The sequence below is a fragment of the Neopusillimonas aromaticivorans genome, from assembly GCF_030344915.1.
Classification (GTDB): domain Bacteria; phylum Pseudomonadota; class Gammaproteobacteria; order Burkholderiales; family Burkholderiaceae_B; genus Neopusillimonas; species Neopusillimonas aromaticivorans.
The window spans coordinates 806908-830546 of sequence record NZ_CP128233.1 but is presented as its reverse complement, the minus strand read 5'-3'; the positions used below and the strand labels follow the sequence as shown (position 1 = coordinate 830546).

At 57.1% G+C, this 23639-nt stretch carries 26 protein-coding genes and 6 pseudogenes; 17 read left to right on the top strand and 15 right to left on the bottom strand.

All coding sequences use genetic code 11. The features are described from left to right. Positions 1-8: 8 nt before the first annotated feature. Positions 9-419, bottom strand: coding sequence for a cellulose synthase operon protein YhjQ/BcsQ (locus tag N7E01_RS04405; protein WP_289174756.1), 411 nt, complete (start codon positions 417-419; stop codon positions 9-11). A gap of 229 nt (positions 420-648) precedes the next feature. Here N7E01_RS04405 and N7E01_RS04400 point away from each other — a divergent pair, with 229 nt between their 5' ends. The 6 genes and pseudogenes from N7E01_RS04400 (at position 649) to N7E01_RS04380 (ending at position 3441) form a co-directional block, all read left to right on the top strand. Further along, positions 649-942, top strand: a complete 294-nt coding sequence (locus N7E01_RS04400) for a hypothetical protein (RefSeq protein ID WP_289174755.1) — start codon at positions 649-651, stop codon at positions 940-942. Then, positions 852-1040: pseudogene (locus N7E01_RS18405) on the top strand (histidine kinase dimerization/phospho-acceptor domain-containing protein); the annotation flags it as partial. The gene N7E01_RS04400 and the pseudogene N7E01_RS18405, both read left to right, overlap by 91 nt. A 120-nt stretch (positions 1041-1160) precedes the next feature. Continuing rightward, complete coding sequence (locus tag N7E01_RS04395) at positions 1161-1586, top strand: ATP-binding protein (RefSeq protein WP_289174754.1); 426 nt, start codon at positions 1161-1163, stop codon at positions 1584-1586. A gap of 133 nt (positions 1587-1719) precedes the next feature. Beyond that, entirely contained in the window at positions 1720-2478 is a 759-nt protein-coding gene (locus N7E01_RS04390) for a response regulator (RefSeq protein WP_289174753.1), read from the top strand. Beyond that, positions 2471-2950, top strand: coding sequence for a response regulator (locus N7E01_RS04385; RefSeq protein ID WP_289174752.1), 480 nt, complete (start codon positions 2471-2473; stop codon positions 2948-2950). Before N7E01_RS04390 ends, N7E01_RS04385 begins: the two co-directional genes overlap by 8 nt. After that, positions 2929-3441 (top strand): GGDEF domain-containing protein, encoded by a 513-nt coding sequence (locus N7E01_RS04380; RefSeq protein ID WP_289174751.1) that lies wholly within the window; start codon positions 2929-2931, stop codon positions 3439-3441. Before N7E01_RS04385 ends, N7E01_RS04380 begins: the two co-directional genes overlap by 22 nt. Before the next feature lies 1 nt (position 3442). Here N7E01_RS04380 and N7E01_RS04375 read toward each other — a convergent pair whose 3' ends face one another. The 11 genes from N7E01_RS04375 to N7E01_RS04325 form a co-directional block, all read right to left on the bottom strand. After that, the gene (locus N7E01_RS04375; RefSeq protein ID WP_289174750.1) at positions 3443-3724 is read right to left on the bottom strand and encodes a helix-turn-helix transcriptional regulator; all 282 of its coding nucleotides are present in this window, start codon (positions 3722-3724) and stop codon (positions 3443-3445) included. A gap of 29 nt (positions 3725-3753) precedes the next feature. Then, the gene (locus tag N7E01_RS04370; protein ID WP_289174749.1) at positions 3754-4149 is read right to left on the bottom strand and encodes a response regulator; all 396 of its coding nucleotides are present in this window, start codon (positions 4147-4149) and stop codon (positions 3754-3756) included. A 173-nt stretch (positions 4150-4322) separates the two neighbouring features. After that, the gene (locus tag N7E01_RS04365; protein WP_350494937.1) at positions 4323-4907 is read right to left on the bottom strand and encodes a TolC family protein; all 585 of its coding nucleotides are present in this window, start codon (positions 4905-4907) and stop codon (positions 4323-4325) included. Positions 4908-4930: 23 nt separating this feature from the next. Further along, positions 4931-5356: a TolC family protein gene (locus N7E01_RS04360; protein ID WP_289175733.1), complete on the bottom strand. Its 426-nt coding sequence runs from the start codon at positions 5354-5356 to the stop codon at positions 4931-4933. A 578-nt stretch (positions 5357-5934) separates the two neighbouring features. Beyond that, positions 5935-7497, bottom strand: a complete 1563-nt coding sequence (locus N7E01_RS04355; RefSeq protein ID WP_289174748.1) for an FUSC family protein — start codon at positions 7495-7497, stop codon at positions 5935-5937. Then, positions 7467-7661, bottom strand: coding sequence for a hypothetical protein (locus N7E01_RS04350; protein WP_289174747.1), 195 nt, complete (start codon positions 7659-7661; stop codon positions 7467-7469). Before N7E01_RS04350 ends, N7E01_RS04355 begins: the two co-directional genes overlap by 31 nt. Before the next feature lie 13 nt (positions 7662-7674). Then, positions 7675-8235 carry an HlyD family secretion protein gene (locus N7E01_RS04345; protein WP_289174746.1) on the bottom strand — a complete coding sequence of 187 codons (561 nt, stop codon included), beginning with the start codon at positions 8233-8235 and terminating at the stop codon, positions 7675-7677. Further along, on the bottom strand, positions 8211-8720 hold the full coding sequence (locus N7E01_RS04340; protein WP_289174745.1) for an HlyD family secretion protein: 510 nt from the start codon (positions 8718-8720) through the stop codon (positions 8211-8213). Before N7E01_RS04340 ends, N7E01_RS04345 begins: the two co-directional genes overlap by 25 nt. 4 nt (positions 8721-8724) lie before the next feature. After that, positions 8725-8952: a YtcA family lipoprotein gene (locus N7E01_RS04335; RefSeq protein ID WP_289174744.1), complete on the bottom strand. Its 228-nt coding sequence runs from the start codon at positions 8950-8952 to the stop codon at positions 8725-8727. 61 nt (positions 8953-9013) lie between these two features. Then, positions 9014-10432: a metal-dependent hydrolase family protein gene (locus N7E01_RS04330; RefSeq protein ID WP_289174743.1), complete on the bottom strand. Its 1419-nt coding sequence runs from the start codon at positions 10430-10432 to the stop codon at positions 9014-9016. Continuing rightward, the gene (locus N7E01_RS04325; RefSeq protein WP_289174742.1) at positions 10396-10740 is read right to left on the bottom strand and encodes a hypothetical protein; all 345 of its coding nucleotides are present in this window, start codon (positions 10738-10740) and stop codon (positions 10396-10398) included. Before N7E01_RS04325 ends, N7E01_RS04330 begins: the two co-directional genes overlap by 37 nt. A gap of 107 nt (positions 10741-10847) precedes the next feature. Here N7E01_RS04325 and N7E01_RS18400 point away from each other — a divergent pair. The 6 genes and pseudogenes from N7E01_RS18400 to cydX form a co-directional block, all read left to right on the top strand. Next, positions 10848-11660: pseudogene (locus N7E01_RS18400) on the top strand (ABC transporter transmembrane domain-containing protein); the annotation flags it as partial. 62 nt (positions 11661-11722) lie between these two features. Then, the gene (locus N7E01_RS18395) at positions 11723-12601 is read left to right on the top strand and encodes an ATP-binding cassette domain-containing protein (protein ID WP_350494935.1); all 879 of its coding nucleotides are present in this window, start codon (positions 11723-11725) and stop codon (positions 12599-12601) included. Further along, complete coding sequence (gene cydC, locus N7E01_RS04315; protein ID WP_289174741.1) at positions 12594-14303, top strand: thiol reductant ABC exporter subunit CydC; 1710 nt, start codon at positions 12594-12596, stop codon at positions 14301-14303. The genes N7E01_RS18395 and cydC overlap by 8 nt, the downstream gene beginning before the upstream one ends. A 39-nt stretch (positions 14304-14342) precedes the next feature. Next, positions 14343-15925, top strand: a pseudogene (locus N7E01_RS04310) (cytochrome ubiquinol oxidase subunit I). Positions 15926-15942: 17 nt separating this feature from the next. Further along, positions 15943-17095: pseudogene (gene cydB, locus N7E01_RS04305) on the top strand (cytochrome d ubiquinol oxidase subunit II). A 26-nt stretch (positions 17096-17121) separates the two neighbouring features. Continuing rightward, on the top strand, positions 17122-17241 hold the full coding sequence (gene cydX / locus N7E01_RS04300) for a cytochrome bd-I oxidase subunit CydX (RefSeq protein WP_289174740.1): 120 nt from the start codon (positions 17122-17124) through the stop codon (positions 17239-17241). A gap of 4 nt (positions 17242-17245) precedes the next feature. Here the strand turns inward: cydX and N7E01_RS04295 are convergent, their stop codons facing one another. From N7E01_RS04295 to N7E01_RS04285, 3 genes are read right to left on the bottom strand one after another with little or no spacing between them, the layout of a single operon-like run. Continuing rightward, a complete protein-coding gene (locus N7E01_RS04295; protein WP_289174739.1) occupies positions 17246-18370 on the bottom strand; it encodes a putative bifunctional diguanylate cyclase/phosphodiesterase in 1125 nt (374 codons plus the stop codon). Then, positions 18330-18737 (bottom strand): diguanylate cyclase domain-containing protein, encoded by a 408-nt coding sequence (locus N7E01_RS04290; protein ID WP_289174738.1) that lies wholly within the window; start codon positions 18735-18737, stop codon positions 18330-18332. Before N7E01_RS04290 ends, N7E01_RS04295 begins: the two co-directional genes overlap by 41 nt. Continuing rightward, the gene (locus N7E01_RS04285; RefSeq protein WP_289174737.1) at positions 18713-18964 is read right to left on the bottom strand and encodes a PAS domain S-box protein; all 252 of its coding nucleotides are present in this window, start codon (positions 18962-18964) and stop codon (positions 18713-18715) included. Before N7E01_RS04285 ends, N7E01_RS04290 begins: the two co-directional genes overlap by 25 nt. 314 nt (positions 18965-19278) lie before the next feature. Here N7E01_RS04285 and N7E01_RS04280 point away from each other — a divergent pair, with 314 nt between their 5' ends. The 5 genes and pseudogenes from N7E01_RS04280 to N7E01_RS04260 all read left to right on the top strand — a co-directional run bounded on the left by N7E01_RS04280 (position 19279) and on the right by N7E01_RS04260 (position 23614). Further along, positions 19279-20907: a methyl-accepting chemotaxis protein gene (locus tag N7E01_RS04280; RefSeq protein ID WP_289174736.1), complete on the top strand. Its 1629-nt coding sequence runs from the start codon at positions 19279-19281 to the stop codon at positions 20905-20907. Positions 20908-20961: 54 nt separating this feature from the next. Further along, the gene (locus tag N7E01_RS04275) at positions 20962-21456 is read left to right on the top strand and encodes a bacteriohemerythrin (protein ID WP_289174735.1); all 495 of its coding nucleotides are present in this window, start codon (positions 20962-20964) and stop codon (positions 21454-21456) included. A gap of 118 nt (positions 21457-21574) precedes the next feature. Beyond that, positions 21575-22006, top strand: a complete 432-nt coding sequence (locus N7E01_RS04270; RefSeq protein ID WP_289174734.1) for a MaoC family dehydratase — start codon at positions 21575-21577, stop codon at positions 22004-22006. A 15-nt stretch (positions 22007-22021) separates the two neighbouring features. Then, positions 22022-22863 (top strand): annotated as a pseudogene (locus tag N7E01_RS04265) (M90 family metallopeptidase). A gap of 128 nt (positions 22864-22991) precedes the next feature. Then, positions 22992-23614 (top strand): annotated as a pseudogene (locus N7E01_RS04260) (mechanosensitive ion channel family protein). The last annotated feature ends 25 nt before the right edge of the window (positions 23615-23639 follow it).

Below are 23639 nucleotides of genomic sequence, written 5' to 3'. Positions count from 1 at the left end.
GGGTTGCTTCAAGTGCGCGTTGTACGTAAATCGATGGTCCCGGGGGTGTCGATGATTATCACAGTTCCCGCTTCGGGTGCCAGAGCCATCAGACCATTGATCAGTTCGTGCGGGTTGTGACGCAATCTGTCTTCAAACGCAATCCGCTGTTGCTCAGAGGGAATGCCGTAGGGCAACAACCGTAGCAACGGCTCGCAATTTACAACAGCTTTGGTCAAGTCGGCCAGCTGCAGGATGGCCAGTGCGCATCCTGGTGATGCGTCAGGATCAATGCCCAAGTGGTGGCATAACGCATTCTGCGGGTCAAGATCAACCAAAAGTACTGGGACTCCCGCACGCACCAAGGCCACACCAAGGTTTGCGGTGATTGACGTCTTGCCGACACCGCCTTTTGCCGAGAGCACTGCGATGGTATTCATAACGCCGGGGCTTGTGCTGGAGACTGTGTGAGAATGTTGCATAGACGCCACGAATGTAAGGCAAGGTGTACAACCTTGTCTTTGTCATTCCGGAAAAAGGTTTTGATTGGGGGTAATGTGTGAAGTTTGTATGATTTTACTGACACGAATTCTTGATGTTGAATAACCAAAAAGCGAACCAGAACACGTGAACCCTGATTTGTCCCGATTGCATGAGCATTTCCGGCGAATGCCGGTCATTGGCCGGATTGCGCTGGCAGCGATTGTCATCGGGCTTGCCGGGGCGTTAATTGTGGTTTGGACACTGGCTGGAACTTTCCTTCAGCATGAAAAAACGGCGGTGTTTTCTGATGGCTCCGTTTTTGCTTTGTCGGCTTTGGCAACGATATGCCTTGTGGCGTCTGCATTGGGCGTTGTTGTGCTTGTGAGAGCGTGTCGGGTTACCAATGGGCAGGCTTTGCACACGGCCCAACAAATTGCTCAGGCAAGATCTGTTTTTTTGCTTCCGTCAGTCATGAAATAAGAACACCACTGAACGCGATTATTGTCCTGCTGGGTTTGTTGCTTAAAGATCCGATGCGGGGTCCGCAAAAATCGCGTCTTGAGCGGGCCAATACGGCCGCCCGGCATTTGTTGGGTGTGGTTAACGATGTTCTTGATTTTTCGCGTCTCGAGTCGGGTCGTGTCCAGCTTGAAACCCGCCCTTTTCACTTATGGCAATTACTGAGTGATGTGGCCGGCATGTTTGAAGACCGTGCAATGGCAAAAGGGTTGGTGTTAACCGTTCAGGCAGATCCAGCGGTGCCGGTGTTAACGGGTGATCCTCTGCGTATCAGTCAGATACTGATCAATATGGTTGCCAATGCAATTCAGTTCAGTGAGGTTGGTGAGATTGTAATCGTCGCACGGCTCGATGTATCCGATCAACAACCGACTGTGTATGTAGAGGTTCGCGACCAGGGGCCTGGATTGTTACCCGAAAAAATTGATCGGGTATTTGAGCCTTTTGAGCAGACAGATGCTTCAACTGCCCGGCGCTACGGTGGTTCAGGGCTTGGTCTGGCGATTTCCCGGAACCTGGCCGTTCTTATGGGGGCAGGTAGGGGCTCAAAGCGAGCCAGGCTCAGGCAGTTGCTTTTGGTTTTATGTGCCGGTTCAGTACGCTGATGAGTCAATGATTTCTGATCCCCCCGCAGGTGATCCCCGCTGTTTTTTCTGCAAATATGTTGCGCAGCTTGCGCATTTTATTAATCGATGATAACGAACTTAATCGTCTGGTTGGAGAAGAGCTCCTGCTCGAGTGGGGGTCAGGGTTGATCTTGCTGATAGCGGTCTGGATGCGATGGCAAAGCTCGAATTGCATCCACCCGATCATTACAGCGCGTTATTAATAGACTTGATGATGCCCGGGCTTGATGGTTATGAGACCACCCGGATGATTCGTGCGAACCATCGGTTTGATCATTTGCCCATCATTGCCCTAAGCGCGCAAGATGATCCGGATAGTTTGGGTTCGTGTGTCGAGGCGGGTATGAATGGTCATGTTGCCAAACCACTTGATGCCGACAGGCTCTGGGATGTTCTAATCAAGAGTGTCGTGGCTGACGCCGGTGGGGGCTTTGTTTCTTCTGCCGCAGCCGGGCGCAAAATGCCCGCGAGGCCCAGACAGTCTTCTGAGTCCAGCACAGCTGCTGTTCTTTTTGATCCACAACCACTTGACCGGCTCAGGAGCAAGGTGGCTCCTGATCGGTTTGATGCCATGCTGCGTTTGTTGCTCGAAGATTGTCGCGTGCAGGTGGCACGGTTACGGCAATGCGCTTGTGGCGGTGATTTTTCGGCGTTGCGTCAGTATGCACATGATTTGTGCAGTACCGCAGGCCATGCCGGCATGCTTCAACTCGGCGATCTGGGTCGAGAGCTTTTGCGAGGCGTGAGTCGGTCCGATGATGAGATGGTGCTGCGTATTGTGAGCCAGATCGAGGTCGTTGCAGCGGAGTCAATAAATGTTCTTTTGTGTTGCATTATGAAAGAAATGGATCGTGAGGCCCTCGTTGAATAATTTCTCCGTTTCAGTTGGTGAACCATCATTCGGTTTCCAGGGCCAGGCTCAATCAGTGCGCAAGCCCATTGTCCTGATTGTGGATGATCATTCGATCAATTGTCTGCTGGTCACTGCAGAGTTGGATGATTTGTGTGAGGTTGTTGCTGCAGAAAGCGGTGCGCGTGCGCTTGAGCTGGCCTTACGTTTGCAGCCAGAGCTTATTTTGCTTGATATCAACATGCCCGGCGGGATGGATGGTTTCGAGGTGTGTCGCTGTCTCAAGTCCAACCCAGAAACGGCTGGTATCCCGGTCATATTTCTTACTGCTGTTGAGGATACCGTATCGGAAGAAAAAGGTTTGGCGCTCGGTGCCGTCGACTATATCCACAAACCATTTCACCCCCTGTCTTACGAGCCCGGGTGCGGAATCATTTACTTTTGCAGCAACAGCGGCGCGAACTTCAAGCGTTGTCGTATATTGACCCCTTGACCCGGTTGCTCAATCTGCGCGGTTTTACTGAAACTTTGCGCCGCGAGTGGCAAAGATCGGCCCGGCAGGGCAGGCCATTGGCGTTATTGCTTATCGAGATCAATCGTTTTTCTGCGTATCGCTACACCTGTGGTTATGTTGCGGGCGAGGTGTTATTACAGGAACTGGCTGCAGTTTTTGCCTCGGAGGTTTTCCGTGGCAATGATTATGTGGCCCGCTATGACGCAGAGCGATTTGCCTGTTTGCTTGGTGATACTGATCTGGATGGTGCCCGGGTAATCGCCGAGCGCATACATTCGCATGTGCGCAATTTGGCAATTCCCGATCTTTGTGCGCCTGGTGCCTCGCTGGTCAGTATCTGTACCGGGATGGCCAGCGATGTGCCTGTTGCCGGCGGGGTCGAGGCGGCCACGGATCTGTTTGTTCGCGCACAGCGTGATCTTGAGATTTGCGTTAATGACTTTAATAATGCGTCAGGTACTGGTGACTGAATCACTGATTTTGGTTGACGTTACGTAATTCGGTAGGAGTCAGGCCAAACTGGCTTTTGAACGCTGTAGCGAAATTAGCTGAACTTGAATAACCCAGTTCTTCCGAAATCTGGGTAATGGTCAAGCCGGTGGTGCGAAGCATACGCTCAGCTTGATTGAGCCGCTCACGGCGGACAAATTCGGAAACCGTATAGCCCAGCAGGTCACGAAATGCACGCGACAGCCTTTTTTCGTTGGTGCGAAAAAGCTTTGCCAGTTGTGCCGTAGACAGTGGTGTTGCCAAGCGCTCGCGCAGGTAGTCACAGGTCGCGTTTACAAGCGCTTGGTCGTGTTGTGAAATGAAATAGTCGGTGGATTCCTGCGGTGCAGGGTCAGGTTTTTAGTTGTCAGGTGGCGCAGGTGAACGCCGATCCGTGCAATGACCTCTTCCGGTGCGTATGGTTTAGTGATGTAATCAACGGCCCCGCTTCCCAGCCCCTCCAGACGGTCGTGCAGTTCGTGAGCAGCACTTAGAAAAATTATCGGAATGTGGCGGGTGGCGGGGTTGTTACGTATAAGCCGACAGGCATTGATGCCATTGAGCCCGGGCATCTGGACGTCGAGAAGTATGAGATCGGGCTGTAATGCCTGGGCCCTCTGGTAGGCCTGCTCACCGTCAAAAGCAACACTGATCCGGTAACCAGTCTGTTGAATCATTTCAAGCAGCAAGCGAAGTTCGATGACTCGGTCATCGGCGATCAGTAGGTGAGGAACCCGATTTACGGTGCGGTCGATCTGCCCGGTTGCCAGGGGGCTCTGGGTTGACTCATCTATTTTGTGCCAGGCTGGTTAACGAAAAAGGTGGCTGAATTTTGATTCTATCACCCGTGCTGTTGCAGGCGTCAATGCAACCAGCCCTCTTTCGGCACCGTCATGTCCCCCATGACAAACGCCAGGTTTGCGGCCGCCACCAAGGACGCATTCCAGGCGTCGGTCCAGGCTTGGCGTGCGGTCAGCAATTGCGACGCGGTTTCAATGGCTACGGTCACGGTTCCAACCCCGGCTTTGTAGGCGGTCAGCGCCGCATCATGCGCGGTGCCGGCAGTCTTCACCAGTTCAGTGGCGGCGTGGGCACTTTGCAGGGTAGTTTGAAGCAGGGTTTCGGCCGCTACGATTTCCCGTACGGCAGTTTTTTGCTGGTGCTCGAGCGAGGTTTGGGCGTTCTCGGCGCGCATGCGGGCTTCCTGCACGCGTGCTGAACGCAGACCCCCGTCAAAGAGGGGCAGGCTGACGCCAACCAGGACCCCGCGTGAGGTGGCTGTCTGGCTCAACCCGGGTAAACCCACCACATCGAAGGTTACCCGGTTATGCGCGGCAATGGCACCGAGCCAGACTTTCGGAAGAAAATCAGCCTCTGCGGCCGTAATGCCGGCCTGGGCTGCCTTGACGGCGGCATAGCCTGCGACAAGGTCGGGTCGGCGTGTCAATGCCTCACTGATGATCTTTTCCGTCAGGGGTCAAGCGCTGCCGGCAGGGTGCGCTGTTCAGGCTCGGCAATGGTCAGCTGTGTGGTGGGCGATACGCCCAGGGCCGCCAGCAGGCCAAGCCAGGTGTTGCGTTCCAGGCCCTGGCTTTCGACCAGCCGAAGTTTGGCCTGGGCCACGGCTTGCCGGGCCAGTGCCAGTTCAATGGTGGTGGCGACGCCTGCCTTTTGTCGTGTCAGTACGGCTTTTTCAACCGCGTGCTGGTTGGCCAGGGTTTCTTTCGCCAGCACCGTGCGCATACGCGCCGTGTTGTATTGGTAATATTGGTCAGTGACATCACGGATGATTTTCTGGTGAACGGCATTGAACAGTACATTCTGGGCAAACGAAAGCTCGGCAGCGGCGTCACGCAGCGCGGCGCGTTGACCGAAGTCAAACAATAACCAGCCCAGCGACAGGGCAGGTACAACTCCACTGAGTTCGGTCTTGATGGCCGAGACGCCTGCGATGTTATTGGGCAGGGGTGGCGGGTGCGCTGGTAGCCCCCGATCACGCTGGCCGACAGCATCGGTAAAAAAGTGGCTTCGACCATGCCGACGGCCAGCGCGGCTTCACGTGCGCGGTTCCAGGCCAGTCGCGTGTCTGGATGTTCGCGTTGGGCAATGTCGATCAATTCAGGCAGTGATAACGGTTTTTCGGGGTCAATGCCTGCGGTTTGAGGAACTTTTCCAAGTTCAGGGACGGCCGGAATGCTAAAGCCCGGGGCAGGGGGTATCTGGAGGTGTTCCAGTTTTAATACGGTCGGCATCGGGTTGCCAGGGGTATGTGCCGAGACAGGCGCCCGGTCCAGGGCCATGTCCGCACAAGCGGTCAGGCTTGACACGGCCAGAACGGCGAGCAGGCCGCGCAGACCCTGATGCGGTCGAGGCGGAGCAGTGTCGGGGCGTTTAGAAGCTGCGGTCAAGGTCATGGTGTCTGGGCTGTTAAGAAGAGAAGCGGTCTGTTTGGACGATTTATCAGTGGGCTGCGATCAAGGTCGTAGTGTCTGGGTCTTTAGAGCAGTGACGGGCGTGGTTGCGACTATTGCTGCGACCGACCAGTCAGGTTCTGTCGCAGCGGCCAGGCACAGGGCTTCCGTATCGTCCAGACCCTGCTTCAGGCGGGTTGCGTCGGGGGTGGCCGTCTGTCCTTGTCCGGGCTCAAAGCGCCGCATAATGAGTTGTTCGCGCGCCTGGTTCAGTGTGCCCAGCAATGCAGCGGCTTGAGACGGCTTCAGGACTTGACCCGGCGCGGCATTCTGGCGCAGTGTGCGTAATTGCGCATTGACGTTGCTAAGAATGGATTGGGCAGCATTGAGGCTGCTGACGGGCCAGATCCGTGTAAAGATGATGAACATCAAGGTGTTGCCCAGCAAGATGCCGATGATCCTGTCCATCGCAACAGAAAGTTCTATGTCAGGGCCAAAGCCTTGCAGTACGGTCATCAGAAAGGCCAGACCGATTTGTACGCCGGCATACGAGATGCGTTCCGACCCGCTGGATACCCAGCCTGCAACCAGCGTGCCTGCAAATACCAGCAGCATCAATTCACCGATGGATGTCATCAGGGGCATGAGCAGCAACAGCGAGGCGATCCCCATGGCGGCACCAATGAGGCAGCCGGTAATTCGCAGTGCCAGCTTATGGACGGTTTCACCGGTAGAGCCCAGCGCGGCCACGTAACAGGTGACCAGGGCGGTATGGATATCTTGCCATTCAAGCGCGGTATAGATAATGTAGGCCAGGCTGGCGGCCAGTGTGGTTTTGAGCGCAAAGCGGGAGTACTGCGGGTTGGTCAGGGCATCGGCGCGAAAAAATGTGGCCGGCGGGTCTTTGGGGCCGTCAGGTACCGGGGTGTCCAGAAGCTGTCTGCAGTTGGCAAGGGTTGTTTTCAGCACCGCTTTTGCAGTGGCGTCGGCGGTAATCTTATTCGGCGCTGCCGTCTCAGGGCTCTGGGTCGGTACGTCCAGGTCAGCCTGGCGTGTGATCAGTAAAAGAAGTTGCAATGTACGTTCATGCTGTGTACGCAACTGCTGTACTTCTTTTGACGGGGCCAGGTGAAACAGGGAAATGAACGTCAGGTAGCTGTTGATCAATGCGTTGCCCTGGCGCAACAGCGGTCGTGCTTCGGCGGCAGGTTTGCGGTCTGCCATGATGTCGTCAATGACACTTAGCCGGTGTGCCAGCGTTTTACGCAGCAGCCGGGGTACCGAGAGGCCGAAAGCACAATTGCATACGATCAGCAGCATCATCGGAATCAGGGTCATCAGCCAGGCGTACAGAATGCCGCGTGTTGCCAGTTCGCCCACCGGTACCATGCCCAGCAACGTCATGATGAAGGCAATGACCAGGGCAATAATCCCGCCAATTTCGCCGAGTTTCGAGGCCGATCCGATGTAAAGAAACAGGAACGAGCTTGACGCCAGAATCATCAGACGCAGGGTCGGGTTGTTGATTGACAGCTGTGTCAGCCATACCAGTAGTGCCACCATCACCGACACCAGCACGCAGATGGCCATGGCTTTCAGTGTGCTTTCGCCAGGATCGGGGCGCATGATGAACAGCACCAGGTAGCACCCGATCGCCACCAGGGTAGTTGCCAGATCATGAACACCATGGCGGTCAGCGCGCAAATCACCCCAAGGCGCCAGGCCGTGGCCAGACGTCCGTCGAAGGGCTGCAGCTCGTTGCGTATTTCGTGCCAGAACGGGTGATTCATGGGCGCCGGGCCTTCAGCACGCTGTGTGGGTGCGTACAACCACCGAGGCCGATGCCCCCGCGCGCATCAGGTCGTCAGGCGGGTTGTCGAGCTGGATCCGCACCGGAAAGCGCTGTGCGACCCTGACCCAGTTCAGTGATTTCTGAACGTAGGGGAGCGAGCGCGGCAGTGGGATCAGCTCTTCATTGGCGACACCCCAGCCAATCGTGATGATGCGTCCTTTGATGGGGCGAGTGGGGTCAGACAGTGCGAAGGCTTCTGCGCATTGTCCGGCCCGCAGACTGGCCAGATCGGTTTCCCGGAACAGTGCGGTGGCATACCACTTGTCGGTGTTGATCAACGTGAACAGGCTTTGATCGGGCATCAGGTGTTCACCGGTCGAGACTTTCAACCCGACCACCAGGCCATTGTGCGGCGCATTAACCGTGGTGTCAGCCAAGGCTTTTTCGGCCAGAGCCAGGCCGGCATGGGCAGCCCGCACAGCGGCTTGAGCTGCTTCCAGTTCACCGATGAGCGCCTTGGCGGCACCCGACTGGGCCTGGGCTTGCGTCAGGCTGACCGTTGCATCGCGCACGGCGGTTCGTGCTGTATCAAGGTCTTGTTGGGTAACGTAGCCTTTGCGGGCCAGGGCTCAAGCCGTTGCTGTGTGCTGCGCGCCAGTTCAAGGTTGGCTTGTGCCCGTTTGATTTGCTCGTCGGCGATGGTGGCATTGGCGGTTTCGGCCCGGATTTGCCGCTCGCGTGTTGATAATGCGGCGTTTGCGACAGCGAGTTCGGCGCGGGCCTGCTCGACCCGAAGTTCATATACGCGCTTCTCGAGCTGATACAGCGGTTCACCGCGAGCGACACGGTCACCTTCGCGCACGTGGAGTTCGACGATTTTTCCGGGTACGGGTGTGCTGATGTGCACGATGTCCGCTTCGATGATGGCGTCCTCGGATAACCGGTTGGTGTCAAGATAGCGCCACCACGCAAGGCCCGCTGCGAGAGTGAGGGCAATGACGATAATGGCCAGCCAGCGGGCCAGATGCCGCTGGGTCGTGTTCGGGTCGTGTGGCATAAGATTAGTGCGGGGAAAAGGCGTAAGCGAAGGCCAGTGTCAGCAACAGGCATAAACAGCTGTAGACCAGCAGTCTGACGGGTAAGGCGTCATCAAGGCCGCTGCGAATCAGCAGAGCCCGGATCACGACAGTCAGCGGAATACTGAGCGCCAGACCGATCAGCCAGGCGGGGAAGTAGCTGCCGAAAATCAGGAATGAGGGCGCACGGCCCTGGCCGCATCCGGTCAGCATTGACACGCTGGCCAGACACGTGATCAGTGCAAAAGGGCGTTGTGTTTTTTTAGGGCGGGTATCACAGCGTGTCTTTGTAAATTCGTCCGTCTTTCATGATGAGTTTCAGATTCGTCTGGGCGTCATCCAGAAAATCGAGGTTGACGGTTGGATCACCCTCGGCGATTAATATGTCGGCAAAGGCCCCGGGTTCAATGACGCCGATTTTGCCTTTGTAGGGGCTGCGATTACCGGCCATCCCCAGTAATTCGCCATTGTTGGCTGTTGCAATTTTCAACAGGGTCATGGGGTCATAAAAGCGTGTCAGCTTGGCCAGTTGGCGGCCATGGCTCGCCAGGTTTTGCGGGGTGAATAAAATATCCGTGCCCCAGGCGGTCTTGATCTTCAGGTCAATCGCCATCTGGTAGGCCCGCACCGTGCCCTCTGCAACTTCCTGCTGTTTGGCTTTGCCATCGGGGCTCGTTTTAATGTTGGCATCATCGTCGGCCAGAAAGGGCTGCAGGCTCCACCAGACGCCTTCATCGGCCATAAGGCGGGCAGCGGTTTCGTCGGCCAGCTGTCCGTGCTCAATCGATTTGACGCCGGCGCGAATGGCGCGTTGAATGCCTTTCGAGGTGTACACGTGCACCATGACATAAGTACCCCAGTCTTCGGCGGCGCCAACAGCAGCACGCAGCTCGGGTTCAGAGTACTGCGTCGTGTCAAGAGGGTCGTAGTGCGAAGATACGCCGCCGCCGGCCATCAGTTTGATCTGGCTGGCCCCCAGCATCAGCTGTTCACGCACGCGTCGCAGAACGTTGTCGGCGCCGTCGGCGATCATGGCGGCACCCATGCGTTCAGAATAACTCAGCGGGTCGCCGTCGCTGCGCGGGATTTCGCTGCGCAGGCGAAAGTCACCGTGTCCGGAGGTTTGGGAAATCATGGCCCCGGAAGGAAAAATGCGCGGGCCGACCACAATACCTTCGTCAATGGCGCGTTTCAGTGCGAAGCTGGGCCCTCCGGCATCGCGCACGCTGGTGAAACCACGCAACAGGGTGTTTTCAGCTTCGCGGGCGGCAACCAGGTAAATATAGCCAAGGTCGGACGTCATGGCGGCAATTTCAGTTATGCCGCAAAACATGGTGTGCCAGTGGGCGTCGATCAGGCCTGGCATGGCCAAACGGCCGCCGCAGTCGATGATTTTTGCGTTTTCAACGGGTTCGCCGACAGCAGGTAGGGCCGCGATACGATCACCTTCGACCAAGATATTGACGCCCTTGCGAACCGTAGTGCTGAGCCCGTCGAACAGGCGAATGTTCGTCAGCAGCACAGGGCGGTCGGGCGGTGCAGGCTGTTGCGCGATGGCTTTGCTGGTCTGGAATCCGATGAAAGGCAAGATCGCTGCGGCAGCGCCGCCCAGAAACATTCGACGTGTCATGGCGGCAGTGACCCGCTCATGCAGTTTCAGAGCAGCTTCACCGCCGCAGGTGCAGGGTTGCACGGCGCGTTTGGCCAGGTAGGTGCCTTGGCCTTGAGCGCGTTGAAAGTCAGCGTGTGAATGGTGAAACCTGGATTTGGCGGAAAAATTCGGAACAGCAGCGCACGGCATAGGTGAAAGATTCCTTTTGCGGATGACCGGGTCTGGGTAGGCAATGATTGAGTGGATTTCCTGCGAGTTATAGCGCATTTTTGCAAGGTTTCTTGACGCTCTGGTGTCTTTTCGACATATTTGTTTTTTATGACGGAATGTTCTGCATGGACACTTCCGGGGTAGGCGGCCCGGAGGTGGAGATCCAGGACATTTTTCATATGTGGTCCGGTTTCGGCAAGGTCCGGCCAGCGTGTTGTTCTTCACTTGACGCCCGTCAAGGCGGTCGGACAGGTGTTTCTTTAAGATTGGAACCTGTTCATTTTTCATGGCTCCGCCAGTCGGTCCGTCTCTCGGCTCGATCAGGCTGTTATTTGCAATGTCTGTTTCAGCGTCTCCAGAATCGCGCCACGCGGCATTTCGTATGCCGCGTTCCCTGGATTTGGTAGCGCTGCTGCAGGCGTTGTGCGCCATCGTTTGGTTGCCGCAGGCGGCGGTTCTGGCCTATGCCGTTTCCCGTCTGCAGCAGGGCAGCGGTTTTCAGTCGGTTATTTTGCCGGCGGTCTTTATTGTGGTGTTGGGCGCAATACGCGCGGTTACCGAGGCGTGGGCATCGACTCGGCTTCATGACGGCGCCCGTGCGTGTCTGATGCAGTGGCGGCAGCAGGCGGTGTCTGTTCTGGCTGGGCAGTCGCCTCTTGATCGCAAACGTATTGCGGCGGGTACTGCCGCCGGCGTGTTGGGTGAGCAGTCCGAAGCCATCATGCCTTGGCTGACGCGTTACCGTACGGCCTCGTGGCGTGCCCGCATCATGCCGCTGGTCATTCTGGTCCCGGTGGCCTGGCTGTCGTGGGCCTGCGCGCTGGTGCTTATGGTTGCAGCCCCGCTCATCCCGGTGTTTATGGCCATTGTCGGTTGGCGCGCGAAGGCGGCCAGTGAAGCCCAATGGCTGAAACTCGGCGACATGAACGCTTTTTTGCTTGACCGGTTGCGCGGGTTGCCAACGTTGCGGGCCTTTGGCGGTGTGCGGCTCACGGCGCAGCGTCTGCGGGCCAGCGCCGAAGACGTGCGACAACGCACCATGCGGGTCTTGCGTATTGCGTTCTTGTCCTCTGCGGTGCTCGAATTATTTTCCGCACTTGGCGTGGCGTTGGTGGCGGTTTATATCGGTTTCCATTTGCTGGGTCAGCTGGGTTTCGGCGCATGGGGTCATCAACTGACGCTGGCCGAAGGGCTCTTCATCCTTTTGCTGGCACCTGCTTTTTCGAGCCGCTTAGGGAACTGGCTGCGGTCTGGCACGACAAGGCGTCCGGGCAGGCTGCGGTCGAAGCCCTTGAGAACCTTGCCCGTGGCGGTATGCCGGTGGTTGGCGGTGGGGGTGCCATGGCCTCTGCTCCTCTTTCTGACACAGGCCCCTGTGTTCGCGTTCGCTCACTGGTTTTTGGTTTCCCTGATGAAAGGCCGCTATTCACCGGGCTTGATCTGTCGATTCAGCCGGGTGAGAAAATTGCACTGGTGGGTCCCAGCGGGGCGGGTAAAACCGTTGTTCTGTCATTGCTGGCGGGTTTGTTACCGCCGCAGTCAGGCGTCATTGAAATTGGTAACCAGACGCTTGAAGCCGGCAGTGGCGATGCCGTTCGTTCCCGTATCGGCTGGATGGGTCAGAGGCCGCATGTGTTTGCCGGATCGGTTGCCAGTAACGTTGCGCTGGCGTCCAACGCCGCCGACCTGCCTGCTATTGCCCAATCCGTGTCGTGGGCCGGTCTTGAACCTGTGGCTCAGGCGCATCCCTCGGTGTTGCTGGGTGAAGGCGGTGTCGGCCTGTCGGGCGGGGAAGCCGCGCGTCTGGCTCTGGCGCGGTTGCTGGCAGCGCCAGCTAAAGACCTTTGGTTGGTCGATGAGCCGACCGCGCATCTCGATGCGGCGACCGCGAGCCTGATTCGACAGGCGTTGCTGGACCATTCGGGACGCCGCACGCTGGTCGTTGCGACTCACGACCCGGCACTCATCGCGCGTATGGATCGAGTCATCATGGTCGGCGACGCGTCAGTGGTCGTTGTCCAGGGGAAAAGCGATGTTTAGGGCGCTGACTGCCGCCTGGTGGTATCCCGTCGTGCACGCCTTGTTCGGGCCGTTTGCCCGTCGCATGGTGTTGGGGCTCAGCCTGGCGGTCATTACGGTTGCGGCGGGTGTCGGCTTGCTGGGGTTGTCCGGCTGGTTCATTTCGGCGACCGCGATTGCGGGCCTTCAGTTGGTCACGGCGCTGACCTTTGACGTCTTCATGCCGTCTGCCGGAATTCGTTTGCTGGCGCTCGGGCGTACGGCATCGCGGTATGGCGAACGACTCGTGACGCACGATGCCACGTTGGCGACGTTGGCCGCCTTGCGAGAACGTCTTTTTCTGGGATGGGGTCTACGCCCGTCGTCCGATCTGTTGCGTTGTCCTGCACAGGTGTTGCAGCGTTTGACTGCTGACCTCGATGCGCTGGAGTCGGTTTTTCTGCGATTGCTGGTGCCTGCAGTTGCGGCCCTGGGTGTTGCGCTGTTGTGTACCGTTGTTTTCGGCATCGTCGCGCCCGGGTTCGGCGTGGTGTTTGGTATCTGGCTGGCCCTTGCCGGGTTGAGTGTCCCGATTGTCCTGGCGATCCGGGCCCGACGCGCCATGGTCCGGCGCAGTCTGGCGACGGAACGGCTGCGTGCACAGGCCGTCGACCTTGTCTCGGGTCAAACCGATTTGCTGATGGCCGGCAAAATACACCGACAAGGTCTGCTGCTTGCCCGGGCCGACCTGCGTTTGGCCCGGGCCGACAAGCGCCTGAACCGGCTCGATGCCGGTGCGGGGGCGACTCAGGCGGTTGCGGCCAGTCTTACCCTTGCACTTGCATTGGTCGGGGCGGGTTGGCTGGTTGATCGTGGCGTTGTCGGCGTTCCCGGTGCTGCACTGATTGTCCTGATGGCCCTTGGTGCGATGGAGCCATTTGCAGCCTTGCGTCGTGGCGGGCTTGAAGCGGGGCGTACCTGGTTGGCGTCTCGACGCCTGTCGGCACCGTTGTCGGCAACCACTGCCGTGATGCCCGGTGAGGACGTGGCTGATTCTGTCGTGATGGCGGGTGACGCAGTTGATGTCAGCGATATCGTCGTGCGTTACCCGGGGGTGACCTCAATCGCTCTGGGTCCGGTCTCGTTGCGTGTTGCACCTGCAGAGCGGGTTGCCATCGTGGGTGCCAGCGGTTCAGGAAAGTCGACCCTGATTGCCGCGATTCTGGGTGAGTTGGCGCCAATGACGGGCACCATTCAAACGCAGCCGTTTGCCTGGCTGGGTCAGCGTACCGATCTGTTTCAGGATACGGTGCGCGACAACCTGCGTCTGGCGGATCCTGAAGCCAGTGATGATCAGTTATGGCGCGCGCTCGAGTCTGCCGGTCTGGCCACGGATATCCGTGCCCTGGCTGCGGGTCTGGATACCCGGCTTGGCGAGTCTGCCACCGGCTTGTCGGGTGGCCAGGCCCGACGTCTGGCCCTGGCCCGACTGTTGTTGCGGCCGCAGCCGGTGTGGCTGCTTGATGAACCCACCGAGGGGCTTGATGCCTCGACAGCAGCCTATGTCTTGCAGCAGCTGGATCGCGCCGGGGCAGGGCGGGCCTGGCTGTTGGCAACACACCTGCAAAGAGAAGCCCGTCTTGCCGACCGTGTGCTGGTCATGCAAGACGGACGCATTGACGGATGCTGGGTGCGTGGAAGTCGCGAATTCGACGCCGCGATTGCCATCCTGCGTCCGGATTGACTGGATTTGAAGTTTTAACCCTGGTTTGAGGAAAACACCATGGACCTCGATATTGTTGATTTGTCACGGCTGCAGTTCGCCATAACGGCGCTGTACCATTTTCTGTTCGTGCCCCTGACGATAGGGTTATCGATCATCGTCGCCATTATGGAAACGGTGTACGTCATGACGGGTCGAATGATCTGGCGTGACATGACCAAGTTCTGGGGCTGCTGTTCGGTATCAACTTTGCCATGGGCGTTGCCACCGGTATCGTTATGGAGTTCCAGTTCGGCATGAACTGGAGTTATTACAGTCACTATGTCGGAGATGTTTTCGGTGCGCCGCTGGCCATCGAGGGTCTGATGGCTTTCTTCCTCGAAGCTACCTTTGTAGGCTTGTTTTTCTTCGGCTGGGAGCGCTTGTCTAAAGTCGGTCACCTGGTCGCTACCTGGTGCGTGGCCCTGGGTTCGAATTTGTCTGCCTTGTGGATACTGATTGCCAATGGCTGGATGCAAAACCCCGTGGGTGCCGCCTTCAATCCGCAAACCATGCGTATGGAAGTGACCGACTTTTTTGCTGTCATTACCAATACCGTGGCTCAAGCCAAGTTCGTTCATACCGTGTCGGCCGGTTATGTGACGGCCTCTGTTTTTGTGCTGGGTGTTTCAGCCTGGTACGTGCTGAAGGGGCGTCATCTCGATCTGGCCAAGCGTTCAATGGCGGTTGCGGCATCGTTTGGCCTGGCTTCGGCCCTTTCGGTCGTGGTGTTGGGTGACGAAAGCGGTTACCTGTCAACCGAACACCAGAAAATGAAGCTGGCAGCTATCGAGGCGATGTGGGAGACCGAACCTGCGCCGGCGTCGTTCACTGCGTTCGGTTTTCCGGACCAAGAGGCGCGTGAAACGCATTATGCCGTTCATATTCCATGGGTGATGGGCCTGATCGGAACGCGTTCATTGACGACGCAGATTCCTGGCATCGATGAACTCGTCCAGGCCGCAGAAGGGCATATCCGTCAAGGCATCATTGCCTATGACGCCTTGCAGACCATTCGTTCACTCAAGGCCGGCGAGACGGTGCCGCCCCAGGTTCAGCAGGCGTTTGAAGAGAATGGCCGTGCACTTGGCTATGCGCTGTTGCTCAAGCGTTATGTGGATGACCCGCGTCAGGCCACCCCTGAACACATTGCCAAGGCAGCATCCGATACGGTTCCTCCGGTTGCGTTACTGTTCTGGACGTTCCGGATCATGGTGGGTCTGGGCTTCTTTTTCATCGCCTTGATGGCTACGTTTTTCTGGTTGTCTGCCCGTCGCAAGCTGGATGCCTACCCGACATTGTTGAAAGTGGCCGTGTGGGCGATTCCGCTGCCCTGGATTGCTGCAGAGTGCGGATGGATTGTGGCTGAAGTCGGGCGTCAACCCTGGGTGATCGAAGGGGTGTTGCCAACGGCCGTGGCCGTTTCCGATCTTGGCGCTTCAACGGTGTTGCTGACGATTGTCGGTTTCCTGGCAATTTACACGGTGTTGTTCGTCATTGAAATGAAGCTGATGCTCAAGAGCATCCGCAAGGGGCCGTCCGAGCCCGAGCCAGAGGCGGCCTCTGATGGCGCCACCCCATCGCGTCTGGCGTCTGCCCATTAACATCCGGAGACATTCTCATGATTTTGCACGATCTTATTGCCTACGATGTCTTGCGCTTTATATGGTGGCTTTTGTTGGGTGTATTACTGATCGGTTTTGCCGTCACTGACGGTTTTGATCTGGGTACGGGTACGTTGTTGCCATTTGTGGCGCGTAACGATCTTGAGCGCCGGGTGGTCATCAACGCTATCGGCCCAACCTGGGAAGGCAACCAGGTCTGGCTGGTGTTGGGTGGCGGTGCCATTTTTGCGGCCTGGCCCCAGTTGTATGCCGTTTCATTTTCGGGTTTTTATCTGGCCATGTTTGCCGTGCTGGTGGCCTTGATCTTGCGCCCGGTGGCGTTCAAATTTCGCAGCAAACGCGACGATCCAAAATGGCGCAGCCGCTGGGACGCTGCACTTTTTGTGGGTGGTTTTGTGCCTGCCCTGATTTTCGGGGTGGCCATCGGCAACGTCCTGCAGGGTGTGCCGTTCCGGCTCGATGAGGACATGCGTATCTTTTACGACGGTACTTTTTTGGGTTGCTTAATCCCTTTGCGCTGTTGTGCGGTGTCATTTCGGTGACCATGCTGGTGACGCACGGCGCCGCCTGGCTTCAGGTCAAGACCGCAGGAGCCGTGGCTGAGCGCGCGCGGGCGTTCGGAGTTGTTGCCGCCGTGTTAACGACTGTACTGTATGCCCTTGCCGGGTTGTTCATGTACTGGTTTGTGGCCGGTTACGTGGTAACCAGTGCGGTTGATGTCTTGGGGCCATCCAACCCGTTAATCAAGACCGTGATGGTCCAGGAGGCGGCCTGGTTCAGTAATTATGCCGCTCATCCGCTACTGTGGCTGGTTCCCGCGCTTGGGTTTGCAGGAACCTTGCTGGCTTTGGTGTTTTTAGTAGCTCGTCGTGCGTTAACCGCACTGGTGTGCAGTGGCTTGGGCATTGCCGGCATTATCGGCAGTGTCGGTGTGTCGATGTTTCCCATCATCTTGCCATCAACGGTCAGCCCGTCTGCCAGTCTGATGGTCTGGGACTCGTCTTCAAGTCATTTGACGCTGTTCATCATGCTGGTCAGTACGGCCATCTTCATGCCGATTATCCTGGCCTATACAAGCTGGGTGTTTTCGGTACTGCGGGGCAAAGTCGATCCGGCTGCCATTGAAGGGGGAAAGACCATGCGTATTAAACAAATCAGCAAATCAGGGGTGTGATATGTGGTATTTTGCCTGGATTCTGGGTCTTCCGTTAGCCGCCGCTTTTGCGGTACTGAACGCCATGTGGTTCGAATTGATGGAAGACGATGCTGTTCGAAAAGACCGGCTGGAGCCCTGAACATTTATTGAATATGAATGGCGGCCTGCGGGTCGCCCATACGCCGGGCAGCGTATTGGCTGGTTTTTACGAACTGGACCAGATCACTGGCGGGCATGGCTTTGGCAAAATACCAGCCCTGGTAGGCGTTGCAGCCAAATTCTTGCAAGAAATTAAGTTGCTGGATGGTTTCAACGCCCTCGGCGACCACTTCTTTCTCAAGCGAATGGGCCAGACCAATAATGCCCCGGATCAGGCGTTTGCCTTCTTCCGAGGTTTCAATGCGCGCGACAAAGCTGCGGTCAATTTTGACCCGATTGATGGGCAGCAACTGCAGGTAAGCCAGCGACGAGTAGCCGGTACCAAAATCATCAATGGCCAGGTTGAAACCCAAGTCACTAAGGCGCTGCATGATTACGCGGGCCTGCTCAGGGTTGGTCATGGCTTGTGATTCAGTCAGTTCAAGTTCAAGGCAGTCGGGGCGCAGGCCGTGTCGCCAGATCAGTTCACCCATTTGCTGGATAAGGTGAGGCTGGTTGAATTGCTGGGCCGACAAATTGACGGCCATTCGCAGCAGCAGGCCCTGGCTTTGCCATTGCGACAGTTGCTGACACGCCGTTTCCAGTACCCAAAGGCCCAGTTCATCCATCAGGCCGCTGGCTTCGGCAACGGCAACGAACTGGTCGGCCGGTACATACCCCAGCTCGTCGTCAGTCCAGCGTAACAGCGCCTCGACGGAAACCACCCCGCCGTTGATCATGTCGATTTGCGGCTGGTAGTGCAGTTCCAGACTGTTCTGTTTCAAAGCCTGGCGCAGCCGTTGATAGATTTTCATGCGCCGGTCAAGGCTTTGGCTCATCTGCGTGGAATAGCGCAGGTAGCGACCCTTGCCGCCGTCTTTGGCATGGTGCAAGGCCATGTCGGCATAGCGCATCAGCGTCTGGCCGTCGGTGGCGTCAAGCGGCCCGATCACCAGGCCGGCAGAAGCCATGATTTCCAGTTGGCCGTGCGTCAGTATGAATGGCGTTTTGAGGGTCTCGAGCAGGTTTTCGACCAGCGACGTGGCGTGCTCGGGAGTGTTCAGCCCGGTTGCCAGGATCAGGAATTCGTCACCCCCTGGCGTGCCAGCCGGGCGCCCGGGGTAGCTCAAGGCGCAGCCGGTTGGCGACCGAGATCAGCACCTGATCGCCAGCGTTGTGGCCATGGCTGTCGTTGATGGTTTTGAAATTGTCCAGGTCAAGCATGATGACGGCGGTCAGGGTCGACGTCAGGGCTGAATCGGCCAGTGCCTGGTTCAGGTCTTGCGAGAACTGCCAACGATTGTGCAGCCCGGTCAGCGTGTCATGGGTAGCCTGGTAGTTGACCCGCTCTTCAAGGTTCTTCAGAGGTCTCAGGTCGCGGACAAAAGCCAGAACACACAGCCGGTCGTCTATGGTGCAAGGGTTAAGCGCGACATCGATCGGGATCTGTACCCCGTCGCGACGGTGCAGTTTCAGGTGCGAGCCATTTTGCGACATGTTGCGCTGGGCCGGCTGGGTAAAAACTGCTTCATGAGCCCGGCGTGAGCGGTGCGCAGGGCAGGCGGCAGGAAAATATCGGGGGTGGCGCCCAACAGTTCGTGTTCAGCGTAGCCAGACATGGTTTGCAATGCGGCGTTGGCACGCAGGATATGCCCCTCGGCATCGACCAGCAACATGCCGTCGGGAATGGCATCGACCATTGTTTTTTCGAGTTGACCGTTCATTACAACCCCTGCATAGCGTCAACTGCACTCGATGCATGTTTACCGTCTGTGTGCTTCATTGCAAAATATTGCCCCACTATACCGCAGTAAATCGCTCTGACATACCCCAGTGTTACCCTGAGATTTGTTAAAAAACAGCATACAAGGCTTGTCATTTTTTGTCAGACCATGCATCGTTGTGCAACGGTTGTGTTTACCTGAAAGCAGTTCATTTTTGAACTGTAGTTGTGAATCAGGGAATACCCCGGCAAACCTGTCCGGCGTATTCCCTTTACAATTGCCGCACAGCTGGCAACCTCTTTTATTACTGCGTCATGAGCTCAAACTACTCTTCTTCTTCGTTTTCGTTTTCGCCGCGCAATTGGCGCATTGGTGTCCGGCTGGCTGTCGGTTTTGGTCTGGTCATACTCATGATGCTGGTTATTGTTGTACTTTCTGTTGTGCGTATCGACAGTCTGGCTGCAACAACCAGTAACATTATTGAATTGGACTGGGCGAAGGCCAAGGCGGCCAATACCTTGCGCTCAATTTCCCTGAACAACGGGCTGCGCACCCTCGAGATCTACGCCTCAGAAGACCCGGTCGTGCGTAAAAAATTGCGGGAATCCCGTGCCGCCGCAATCGGCCAGTTCAACGATAACTACAAGTTCCTGCAAGAGTCGCTCAAATTGCCGCAGGCCCGTCAATTGCTGGCCAATATGCACGAAGCGCGCATGCGCTACCTGTCATCGGGTGACAAGGTTTCCGAGCTGATCGAGGCCGGCAAGCGGGCTGAAGCCTATGACATTCTCAGCAAGCAAACCATCCCGGCGCTCGATGAAATGCAGGTCAACCTGGCGCGTCTGGTCGACATTGAAGACGGCCTTGTTGAGGCGTCGGGTGAACAGGCTGCACAAGAGGCGGAAACAACACACTGGCTGCTGCTGGCCCTGGGTGCGGGGGCGCTTGTTATTGCCCTGGTTCTGGCCCGTTACATTACCCGCTCAATCACAGCGCCATTACAGCAGGCCGTCACGGTGGCCCGTGCGGTTGCCGGTGGTCAGCTCGACAGCCAGATTTCCGTGAGCAGCGCCGATGAAGCCGGGCAGTTGCTTCAGGCACTCAAAGACATGGATCAAAGCCTGGTAAATATCGTCAGAAGGGTGCGCAAGGGTACTGACTCTATCGCCACGGCGACGCACCAGATCGCCGCCGGTAACCTTGACCTGTCGTCGCGCACCGAAGAACAGGCGGCGGCGTTGCAAGAAACGGCGGCTTCCATGCAAGACCTGTCGACCACCGTCAAGCAAAATTTCGAAAGTGGTCAGCATGCCAATCAACTCGCCGAGCAGGCTGCCCAGGTGGCCTTGCGCGGTGGCGAGGTCGTGTCGCAGGTTGTGCACACCATGGAAGATATCAACGCCTCATCCGGAAAAATTTCCGACATTATCGGTGTCATTGATTCCATTGCCTTTCAGACCAATATTCTGGCCTTGAATGCAGCCGTCGAAGCTGCACGTGCCGGCGAGCAGGGGCGTGGCTTTGCGGTGGTTGCCAGCGAGGTGCGCAGTCTGGCCAGCCGCAGCGCCGATGCCGCCAAAGAAATCAAGGTGCTTATTGAAACCTCGGTTAAAAACGTCAGTGCCGGTAGCGAGCTGGTTGAAAAAGCCGGTAGCACAATGGATGAAATCGTGGTCAGTGTTCGCCGTGTAGCCGACATCATGGGTGAAATCAGCGCGGCCAGCGCAGATCAGTCGCACGGCATCGACCAGATCAATCTGGCCATGGCGCAAATGGATCAGGTGACACAGTCGAATGCATCACTGGTCGAAGAGGCGGCGGCTGCGGCGGGTTCGCTGGAAGAGCAGGCGCAAGACCTGGTCGAGGCGGTTTCGGTGTTCCGTTTGGGTCAAGACGGTGCCAGCGGGCACCGGGCGTCGGGAGGTCTGGCGTTACCGGCCTGATTCGGATTCCGGGTTGGGCCGTTCAATAACGATAATCAACAGGAGGTTACAGGTATGGCTTATTTTGAGTGGGCTAACGACATGGTGATCGACAATGGTCCCATCGATGCCGATCATCGCAAGCTCGTCGATCTGGTCAACGAGCTGCATACGGCAACCATCCAGGGTAAGGGCAAACTTGTTGTCGGCCGGTTGCTCGAGCGCCTGGTTCGCGATACCGACGAGCACTTGCGTGAGGAAGAGCGGGTCATGGCCCAAGCGGGTTTTCCCAAGCTGGAAGGACACAAAAAAGGTCACGAAGCGTTTGTGAATGACCTGCGTGAACTCCAGGAAAAACATCGGGCCGGCCATGTCACGGTGGCTGCCCAGTTGTCGGCTGTCTTGCGTGACTGGTTGTCAGTGCACATCCGTCGCAACGATAAAGAGTTACGCCATTTTTGTGAACAACAAGAGCGTGAGAAACGGCGAACCATGATATCCAAAGGCAAGGCTGACGTTGTCGAGCCGGTTACCAAGGTACTGGCGGCCCCGCGTAAGCTTCTGGCATGATGCTGGCCGTCGTTATGTGGTTTCCTGGCCGACGGCAGCACCTGTAACAAAAGAAAAAACGTAGAAAAGCACGACCCGTAAACAATTGCAGTACAGATAACAAAACAACGGAGATGTTATGAATGAACTGAACGGCTACGATTTCGAGGATCTGAAGATCGGCGATACGGCCACGTTTGCAAAAACCATTACCGAGGCTGATATTGTCTTGTTTGCCGGTGCGTCCGGTGACAACAATGCCGTTCACCTGAATGAAGAATTTGCCCAAACCACCCCGTTCAAGGGGCGCATTGCGCACGGTATGCTGACGGCCAGTGTCATCTCTGCCGCAATCGCCGGGCGGTTGCCCGGTCCGGGCACCATTTATCTGAACCAAAGCCTGCGTTTCCTTGCCCCTGTGCGCCCAGGCGAAACGGTGCACGCCACGGTTACCGTCAAGGAACTGATCCCCGAAAAACGGCGTGTGCTCTTAAGCACTGTATGCACCGTCAAAGGTAAAGTCGTCATTGATGGCGATGCGTTGGTCATGCCAACAGCCCGGATCAAATAACCTGTCTTTCCAGGTATGTGGTTGCGCTGGTTGGCGGGTCGGGGTGCCGGCCAAAAGGAAATCAGGCAATGGCTTGATCAACTTGACCCGGTGGTCTGGCAGCAAACGCTCGATAGTCTGCCATTTCTGCGGGGTTTGTCCGACGTCGACAACGAACAGTTAAGGCAGCGCACGGCCTGGGTATTGGCCAGCAAGGCCTTCAGTGGGGCTCAGGGGCTTGAGGTCACTGCCTTCATGCAAAGGGTCGTTGCGGTTCAGGCTGCGTTGCCCGTGATGCATCTGGACCCGGTCGTCTACGAGGGCTGGACGGAAATCATTATCTACCCTTCGGGTTTTCTGATTCCTCGCATCGAGATTGATGAGTCAGGCGTTGTCCACGAGTATGTGCAGGAAGCTTCCGGCGAGGCATGGGACGGCGGGCCTGTGGTGCTTTCATGGGAAGACAGTTGGCCCGGCGACGCATCGTGCGTCAATGTCGTCATCCATGAGTTTGCGCACAAGCTTGACCTGTATTCAGGCGCTGCCCAGGGTGTGCCTGGTTTGGCAGCCCATCCTGATATATCTTCCGACCATTGGGTTGAGGTTTTACACGCAACCTTTACTGAGTTTGAACAAGCGGTAATGGTCGCTGAAGCAGCGATTCCTCCTGATATTGACCCTGAGTCAGACGAGGCTCAACCCTGGTTGGGTCATCTTCCCCTTGACCCGTATGCTGCGACGGATCTGGCGGAGTTCTTCGCGGTCAGTGCAGAAGTCTTTTTGTTGCGCCCTTGACGCTGATGCGGTGCTATCCCGAATGGTATGGCCTGCTGTCGCAGTATTTCAGACAAGATCCGGCTGTCCGGCTTTGCCACTGACACCTGGCGCTGGTGTGCTGGCGCTGTTGTCAGTTCGACACGGTACTCCCGCTGGCTACAATAGCCCGTCTGGTGGTTATATAAACCGCTGCAATCGTTAACGGAGTTTCGTTGTGCCCGCTTCCCTGATGGCTTATTTTCCTGCGTGGACCCACGAATGGCTTGATTCAGCCTTTCTGGCGGCACAGGTACTGACAATAGTGGTGGTTGCCTGGGTGTTGCAGCGTGGCCTGAAACGAATTTTGTACCGTGTCAGTGCCATGTACGATCTGCCTCGGCATCTGGTGTTGCCCACCGTGGCCATTGCCCGTTGGGTGATCATCATTACGGCGGCATTGCTGGTACTGGGCCGTCTCGGGGTATCGGCCACGGTACTGTGGACCGCATTTACCGGTTTCGCAGCGGTTGCCGCCGTGGCATTTTTGCCGCCTGGAGCGTCCTGTCGAATATTTTTTGCGCCATCCTTATTTTCACGGCCCGCCCGTTCCGGGTGGGTGATCATGTCGAAATTCTGGACACGGCCGAAAAGCCCGGTGCCAAAGGCGAGGTGGTTGATATCGGCTTGTTGTATGTCACCTTGCGCGATGCCACCCCCGAGAATCACGGGGCCTTGTTGCAGATTCCCAATGCACTGATTTTCCAGCGGGTCGTGCGTCGATGGAAGGATGGGGGCGTTCTGTTTCGCAGCCAAGTCAGGCATTTTCCCGGCATGATCATATTTGAAGCTGGCGTCTGCTCTAAAGAGGTATAGTCGGGCCTGTCGGATCATCGTTTGG

What these genes read in the sequence shown, in the direction of transcription:
- N7E01_RS04335 (WP_289174744.1), bottom strand. Translation starts at nt 8,952, where the DNA reads ATGCTGACCGGATGCGGCCAGGGCCGTGCGCCCTCATTCCTGATTTTC.
- N7E01_RS04350 (WP_289174747.1), bottom strand. Translation starts at nt 7,661, where the DNA reads ATGAATCACCCGTTCTGGCACGAAATACGCAACGAGCTGCAGCCCTTC.
- N7E01_RS04400 (WP_289174755.1), top strand. Translation starts at nt 649, where the DNA reads ATGCCGGTCATTGGCCGGATTGCGCTGGCAGCGATTGTCATCGGGCTT.
- N7E01_RS04270 (WP_289174734.1), top strand. Translation starts at nt 21,575, where the DNA reads ATGAATGAACTGAACGGCTACGATTTCGAGGATCTGAAGATCGGCGAT.
- cydX (WP_289174740.1), top strand. Translation starts at nt 17,122, where the DNA reads ATGTGGTATTTTGCCTGGATTCTGGGTCTTCCGTTAGCCGCCGCTTTT.
- N7E01_RS18395 (WP_350494935.1), top strand. Translation starts at nt 11,723, where the DNA reads ATGGGGTCATCAACTGACGCTGGCCGAAGGGCTCTTCATCCTTTTGCT.
- N7E01_RS04285 (WP_289174737.1), bottom strand. Translation starts at nt 18,964, where the DNA reads ATGAACGGTCAACTCGAAAAAACAATGGTCGATGCCATTCCCGACGGC.
- N7E01_RS04355 (WP_289174748.1), bottom strand. Translation starts at nt 7,497, where the DNA reads ATGCGCCCCGATCCTGGCGAAAGCACACTGAAAGCCATGGCCATCTGC.
- N7E01_RS04275 (WP_289174735.1), top strand. Translation starts at nt 20,962, where the DNA reads ATGGCTTATTTTGAGTGGGCTAACGACATGGTGATCGACAATGGTCCC.
- N7E01_RS04340 (WP_289174745.1), bottom strand. Translation starts at nt 8,720, where the DNA reads ATGCCACACGACCCGAACACGACCCAGCGGCATCTGGCCCGCTGGCTG.
- N7E01_RS04325 (WP_289174742.1), bottom strand. Translation starts at nt 10,740, where the DNA reads ATGAAAAATGTCCTGGATCTCCACCTCCGGGCCGCCTACCCCGGAAGT.
- cydC (WP_289174741.1), top strand. Translation starts at nt 12,594, where the DNA reads ATGTTTAGGGCGCTGACTGCCGCCTGGTGGTATCCCGTCGTGCACGCC.
- N7E01_RS04280 (WP_289174736.1), top strand. Translation starts at nt 19,279, where the DNA reads ATGAGCTCAAACTACTCTTCTTCTTCGTTTTCGTTTTCGCCGCGCAAT.
- N7E01_RS04290 (WP_289174738.1), bottom strand. Translation starts at nt 18,737, where the DNA reads ATGTCGCAAAATGGCTCGCACCTGAAACTGCACCGTCGCGACGGGGTA.
- N7E01_RS04405 (WP_289174756.1), bottom strand. Translation starts at nt 419, where the DNA reads ATGAATACCATCGCAGTGCTCTCGGCAAAAGGCGGTGTCGGCAAGACG.
- N7E01_RS04395 (WP_289174754.1), top strand. Translation starts at nt 1,161, where the DNA reads ATGTTTGAAGACCGTGCAATGGCAAAAGGGTTGGTGTTAACCGTTCAG.